The following is a 5,075-nucleotide window of genomic DNA, read 5'->3' as shown; positions in this document are numbered from 1 at the left end:
CACCTTAAAACTAACAAAACATTCTTGTTATTTATTTAGTTTCTCACACACTGTCACTTCGAGTGAAATTCTTTTTTCTAGAATTTTGTATCGAGAAGTTTTTTTTGAAATTAAAATGTGCTAGAACTGAAAACACCTTTTAACCATACTAAAACACGAACTGATACTTCACGTGAAATCCTATATTCTAAAATTTTAAATCCGTTTTTCTTTACAAATTATAATTTTACAACAAACTACTAAATACTAATTTTCTACACCTTAAAACTAACAAAACATTCTTGTTATTTATTTAGTTTCTCACACACTGTCACTTCGAGTGAAATTCTTTTTTCTAGAATTTTGTATCGAGAAGTTTTTTTTGAAATTAAAATGTGCTCGATACAAATTTTTCGTACTTCAAAATTTACTCATTATCTATATCTTATTATCGGAAAAACTTCTCCTTTTTTAAACGCTATTTTGTCATTTGGCAACTGAATAAAAGCATCTGTTTTTACCAAACTAGCTAAATCTCCAGAACCATTTCCACTGATAGGAAACGCAACTAAATGCCCAAATTTATTTTGCAATTGTACTTGTAAAAAATACACCAAATTGGGTTTAAAAGAAACATCTTCTCCTAAAATTGCCGTTTCTTCTTTTACTGCTAATCCTATAGATTTGTAATACCAAGGATAAAAATATGCCAAACAATTTACAAAAGTTGAAATAGGATTTCCAGGAAAACCAAAAACAATTGTTTGTTTTGTTTCCTTCTTACAAACATCTTGCTTATTGATGCCTAAAGAAGCTGCGCTACCAAACCAAAAAGGTTTTCCTGGTCTTTGAGCAACTTTATGAAATAATTTTTCAACTTGTAGTTCTTCAAAAACTTCTGGAAGAAAATCATATTTTCCTTTGCTAACTGCACCGCTAAAAAGCAATACATCATATTCTAGTAAATAGCTTTCTATTTTAGATTTTAAAATGGGTTTATCATCTGTAATATGAGCAGTTTCCGAAGAAATATGTAATCTTTCTAACAAAGAAACTAGTGTAAAAACATTGCTTCTTCTTATTTGATGTTCTAACGGAGTTTCATCAACTCCTACCAATTCATCACCAGTAGAAACAATCATTACTTTTGGTTGTTTTGCTACTTTTACAAACGATTTACCAACGGTTGCTAAAACACCAATTTCTGCCGCTGATATTTTTGTGTTTTGATGAATTAACACGTCTCCAACAACGCCATCTTTTCCTTTATTATGTATGTTTTGCCCTTGCTGAATACTGTTAATATTGATGGTTGCAATTCCGTTTTCTAGAGTTACATCTTCATACCTAATAACAGCATTTACATTATTTGGTAAAACTGCGCCAGTCATAACTTCAATACAATTTTCTATGTTTTCAAGCGTAATTTGCGCGCTTCCAGCAGCTTGAATTCCTGCTATTTTAAACGCTCTTTGTCCGTTTTTAAATTGTTGAAAATCAATTGCAATGCCGTCCATAGAAACTCTATGAAATGGCGGAAAATCTCTATCTGCAACAATTTCTTCTTTTAAAACTCTGCCTACAGATTTCATAAAAGGAACTTCTTCAATACCAAAATTTTGTGTTGAATTTAAAACAATTTGTAAGGCTTTTTCTATTGAAATCATAATTTAAAAATTGTGTAATCTTTAGGTTGTTTTTGATGTTGCAGACATTCTATTTTTTAAAACAAATAATAGAATTATGAACCAATTACACTCTTGCAAATATATTCAAAATAATGCCTGTTCTCTGATTTAAAGACAAAGAAAAACCCTTACAACTATATATAATTGTAAGGGTATTTGATATTTATATTAAAAATCTTGTCTTACTAGAAACTCAGAAAACGTACTACTTCTTCTTCGATTTTTCTAGTTTACTTTTTAATTTTTCAATTTTTTTAAGCCAATCTGCTTCATCTAAAGGAGACAATGCGCCTTTTTTTTTTAGCCTGTCTCTTTTTGCTATTGTTTTTTTAAGTTTGCCATCTGCTTTTTTAATTTTTTTCTCTTGCTTTAATTTTTCTCTTAATTCATCTTCTGCTTTTTCTTGTGCCTTTTCTGCTTTCCTTTCCTCTTTTTTTGATATTTTATAAGCTTTCTTTTGTGCTTTTTCTAATTTTTCTATTTCTTCTTTTTTTTCATATACTAAAAATGCTTCTTTAAAAATTGCTTGCATTTCATCAAAACTTAATGTTTTGGTAATGTTCTCTCCATTTAAGAATATTTTTTCTTTTTTAACCTCGTAAATTACTCCGCCTTTTTTAATTTTTTGAGCAAAGCTGGATACTGATATTGAAAAGAATAATACGATTATGAAATATTTCATTTCTTTGAATTTATTGTTTATTACTAAGATACAAAATTGGTAAAAAGTAACTTAATTTTTAACCAAATTTATAAAAAATTGCGTTAAGGATAGAAACGGCATCCTTTTTTGAGGAACGAAAAAAAGATATAGTGTATAGCCTGTTAAAACGCCCAAATTAAGAATATATCAAGCTTTAATGATTCTTACACTTTTCTTATATAATTTATTTTGAATAATTTATCAATCCTTTCCTTTTTTAATTTTCCAATAAATAAGGTTTTCTTGGCTCACTTTTTCTAAGGTTTCTCTGTCGGTTGCTCTTTTTCCTGATTTGATTAAATCAAAAATATCACCAATAATAGTGCTTGTAGTTGCAAAATAAGAATGATTTAAAAAACTAGTATCTGACCCAGAAGCATCTATAGTTTCTATCCCTTTTACAATGACAATGCCTTTGTCTGCATCTCCTGCTCTATAATTTCCATGTACTTTTTTAGACGCTAATAAAGCCAAATCATCTGATGAAACATACAAGGTAATTGGCTTGCTTATTTTAGTGACCATTTGTGGTGCAATGTCTCTTTTAAAAACATCTGCATCTATATCTGGCGCTGCTAAAATTACTTCTGTTATTTTGTCTTTTAATGCTGGTTGTTCATTCATTAACTCAATTAAAGCCTTTGTTAAACCTCGATTTCCCATACTGTGAGCCACTAAATAAATATGTTCTGCTTCTGTTTTGGTTAAATAGTCTCTTAAAAAGTTTTTCATATTGTAACGAGACCATTCAATATTTGCTTCATCTACGGTATACCCTGTGGTTGAACCTTGTGATGGCCAACTATAAAAAACAGGTTCTCCATTAAAACGAAGATCATAGGTTATTTGGGCTGTTCTTTTTGCGGCATCTTCAAAAGATACATTGTAACCATGCACAAATAAAAAGGTACTTTTTTCATTTTCTGCAATTCTTTGTTTCATTTTTTCAAAAAATTCTTCTTTATTTTGTTTTTCTAAAGATTGCAACATCATGTGTTTGTTTGGATCTTCTGAAAACTCAAATCTCCAATAAGAAGGTTTTTCTATTTGTCCTAATTGATGCGTATAAGGAATGCTAACTACGGTTCTACCATACTGAATCTCTGCTCTTTGGCCGCTAAATCTTTCGTTTAAATTGGTGTTTTTTGTATCCTTTCTATCCGTTGCAAATGAAACAGGAATTTCTATATATTCTTTAGTTCCGTCTGAGAAAAAAGACGAAGCTTCTTCTATCATAGGTTCTGCAAGTGTGTCTTTTAAACAAACTGTAAAATTTTGAGTGGTGGTTGTATCATTTAACAAAACAATTTCTATAGAAAAAGAAAGTTGTTTAAAATTCTGAAAAGCATCTTTCTCAAATAATACACTCATAATGGGCGTGGCATTAAAATCGCTAAAACTTGCATAAGAAAACTCTTCTTGGTCATCTAAAGAAACATTTATCTTTACTCCTTTAAGTTTAGTTTCATCTCCTTTTAAAAAACCTAAGTACACACTGTTTTCAGCCAAATCATTTGTTAAACAATTTTCTGAATTATAAGTATTGGCATTATCTTTTAGTTCAAAAACTACATCATTTGATTGTGCTTGTGTTACTGAAATAGTTACTAAAAATATAAATAGTAGGATACGTGTCATAAGTATTGTTTCTTTTACACCATAAAGATACAATTTATTACAAAGAAAAAAACAACTATTGAATGCTACGCTTTGAGGAAATCTATTACTATTAATTAAAACTCCAACTTTTATAACTGCTAGAGTTTTCTAATTTCTCTTCGAGAGTGTCTTCTAATTCGCTAAAGAAATCGATGCCTGTTAATACTTCTATTTGGTTTACAGAAACTACAAATTTGTACAAAGGCAAATTAGACTCTTTATGAGGCATTAAAAAAGCCAACATTTTAATTGTACCGTTTGTTTTGTCTATAATTACTTTATAAAATTGATTTGGAACTGCAACTTCTTCGCTGCCAATTGTGTTTAAATTATTTTCTAAAACGCCACCTGTAATTACAAAAATACCGTCGTTTTTCTTTGCCCAATAGCGTACTTTTTGTTCTAAACGATTCCAAACACCTGCATTAAATTTATGTTCTTGCGGACTGATATTACTTGTTAAGAAAGTTTCATTGTGTGCCGACTTAGAAAAACGCCTGTCTCCTGCCGGACATAAATGCCCTTTGTCATAACCAGATTTTTTATAATTACGCCAATGTGCTGCTTTGGTTTTTACGGCTTTATCTATTTCAAAATAAGGTCTTTTGTAATTTGTGCTGCTTAAATGAGATGCTTTTAACTCATACGCAACCCATTCTGCTTGTTCGTGTTTTTCACTATAGGATAATGAATAATTTTGATGATGCACAATTTGATTGGTGGTACTTGTTGGCAAAAAATAGTTGTTTGTAGTGGCTTTTGGGGTTTTGCCATTTTCAATTAGAATTTCTTCTTCTTGTGTATTTAAAAAATGTTCATAACCATAAACAGCAACCAAAACAATGATGGCAATTACAGAGAGTAGTTGTTTTTTTTTCAAGATGGTTTTATTTTTTATCGCTGTAAAGATATAAAAGATAAAGGTGCTAGCTTTAAATATAGAACGGTCTGTTAAATTATGCTTTATTTTTTAACGTGAGTTCGATGTAAGAAATTTTAATTAAACCTATAAAAAAAGCAGAATATTTAGTATATTAAAGTACTGA

4 protein-coding genes are annotated in these 5,075 nt (G+C 29.7%); all 4 read right to left on the bottom strand.

Features of this window, described 5'->3' with window-relative positions; translation table 11 throughout:
• Positions 1 to 413: 413 nt before the first annotated feature.
• Complete coding sequence (locus ACSHW5_RS16575; RefSeq protein ID WP_435677258.1) at positions 414 to 1,646, bottom strand: molybdopterin molybdotransferase MoeA; 1,233 nt, start codon at positions 1,644 to 1,646, stop codon at positions 414 to 416.
• Positions 1,647 to 1,872: 226 nt separating this feature from the next.
• On the bottom strand, positions 1,873 to 2,349 hold the full coding sequence (locus ACSHW5_RS16570) for a hypothetical protein (RefSeq protein ID WP_435677257.1): 477 nt from the start codon (positions 2,347 to 2,349) through the stop codon (positions 1,873 to 1,875).
• A gap of 222 nt (positions 2,350 to 2,571) precedes the next feature.
• Positions 2,572 to 4,008, bottom strand: coding sequence for an alpha/beta hydrolase (locus ACSHW5_RS16565; protein WP_435677256.1), 1,437 nt, complete (start codon positions 4,006 to 4,008; stop codon positions 2,572 to 2,574).
• 91 nt (positions 4,009 to 4,099) lie between these two features.
• Positions 4,100 to 4,909 carry a DNA/RNA non-specific endonuclease gene (locus ACSHW5_RS16560; protein ID WP_435677255.1) on the bottom strand — a complete coding sequence of 270 codons (810 nt, stop codon included), beginning with the start codon at positions 4,907 to 4,909 and terminating at the stop codon, positions 4,100 to 4,102.
• Between the last annotated feature and the right edge of the window lie 166 nt (positions 4,910 to 5,075).

This window comes from Polaribacter sp., from assembly GCF_051251875.1.
In the GTDB taxonomy this organism is placed as follows: domain Bacteria; phylum Bacteroidota; class Bacteroidia; order Flavobacteriales; family Flavobacteriaceae; genus Polaribacter.
Note: the sequence above shows the minus strand (reverse complement) of the source record. Positions and strands in the feature narration are given on the sequence as shown.

Bases quoted from the DNA above. Each gene is read 5' to 3' on its own strand.
- ACSHW5_RS16575 (WP_435677258.1), bottom strand. From the start codon at position 1,646: ATGATTTCAATAGAAAAAGCCTTACAAATTGTTTTAAATTCAACACAA.
- ACSHW5_RS16570 (WP_435677257.1), bottom strand. From the start codon at position 2,349: ATGAAATATTTCATAATCGTATTATTCTTTTCAATATCAGTATCCAGC.
- ACSHW5_RS16565 (WP_435677256.1), bottom strand. From the start codon at position 4,008: ATGACACGTATCCTACTATTTATATTTTTAGTAACTATTTCAGTAACA.